The organism is Micromonospora sp. NPDC050686 (genome assembly GCF_040654475.1).
Taxonomy (GTDB): Bacteria; Actinomycetota; Actinomycetes; order Mycobacteriales; family Micromonosporaceae; genus Micromonospora.
Window position 1 is genome coordinate 1 of record NZ_JBFAID010000142.1, and the last position, 1454, is coordinate 1454.

Sequence of the window (1454 nt, forward strand, 5' to 3'; positions counted from 1 at the left end):
CTAGTACGGCAGCCGCCGTTTGAGATGCCGCTGGTGGAGCGGGGTAGACGCGAGGCGGCCACCGCATGATCGTCTGTACGTTGTGGACATAACTTCAGATCCGGCGGTGGCCGCATGCCACAGCGTAGACGTTGCCGGGTGGCGGCGGGTTCTGGCTGGGGTGCTCGCCTGTTTCGCGGGCCGGTTCGGGCGGGTCGAGCCGCGTCGCACTGCGGCGGCGTTCGTGACCGGGCTGCTGGCCGATATCGAGGTCAAGACGTGTTGGCAGTTGGCGGAGCAGGCTGGACACGCCCGGCCGGATGCGATGCAGCGGCTGTTGTATCGGGCGGTGTGGGACGCGGACGCTGTCCGCGATGACCTGCGGGCGGTGGTCGTCGACCGGTTCGGCGCCCCTGACGCGGTCCTGGTCGTTGACGAGACCGGGGACCTGAAGAAGGGCCTGCATTCGGTCGGGGTGCAACGGCAGTACACCGGTACCGCCGGCAGGATCGAAAACGCGCAGGTAGGGGTGTTCCTCGGCTATGCCAGCGGGCACGGGCACACCCTGATCGACCGACGTGTGTATCTGCCGGTGTCGTGGACCGAGGACCGGGACCGCTGCCAGGCCGCCGGTGTCCCGGACGAGGTCGAGTTCGCCACGAAACCCGACCTTGCCGCCGACATGATCACCGCAGCCGTCGACGCCGGCGTGCCAGCCCGGTGGGCCGCCGCGGACGAGGCCTACGGCAACAGCAGCGTCTTCCGCAGCCACCTGCGCGAACACCGTCTCGGTTATGTCCTGGCCGTGTCCCGCAGCCACCTGGTACCTCTCGACGGAGGCAAGGCCCGAGTTCGCGCCGACCAGGTCGCCACCGAACTACCCGCCTCGGCGTGGCAGCGCCGCAGCGCAGGGGCCGGGTCGAAAGGGCCCCGCTACTACGACTGGGCCTGGCTCGACGACGTCACCACCGATGCCGACCCCGACGACGGCGGCCACCACAGCCTCCTGATCCGCAAGAACACCACCACCGGCGAGCTGGCCTTCTACCGCTGCTGGACCCCACAACCAGCCACCCTCGCCCAACTCGTCCGGGTCGCCGGGATCCGCTGGACCGTCGAGGAAGCCTTCCAAGCCGCCAAAAGCCAGGTCGGCCTGGACCAGCACCAGGTCCGCCGCTGGGACTCCTGGCACCGCTTCACCACCCTCGCCCTGGCCGCCCTCGCCGTCCTGGCGATCAGCGCCGCCGATGCCGCCACCGACGAGACCGACGAACCCGACCTGATCCCACTGACCGTCAACGAAGTCCGCCGGCTGATCAACACCCTCATCATCGGGAAGATCCTCAGCCTCGCCCACCGTCTGCACTGGTCACACTGGCGGCGCCGCCACCAGGCCCGAGCCCGACGATCCCACTACGCCCGACGCCTCAACCTCGAGCTCCAGCCATGATCCCGAACGGCGGCTGCAGTACTAG

General features: G+C 69.2%; 1 protein-coding gene. It reads left to right on the forward strand.

The window, feature by feature from the left end; genetic code table 11:
- The first annotated feature begins 151 nt into the window (after nucleotides 1–151).
- A complete protein-coding gene (locus tag AB0H57_RS32815; protein WP_357512629.1) occupies nucleotides 152–1429 on the forward strand; it encodes an IS701 family transposase in 1278 nt (425 codons plus the stop codon).
- Nucleotides 1430–1454 lie beyond the last annotated feature (25 nt).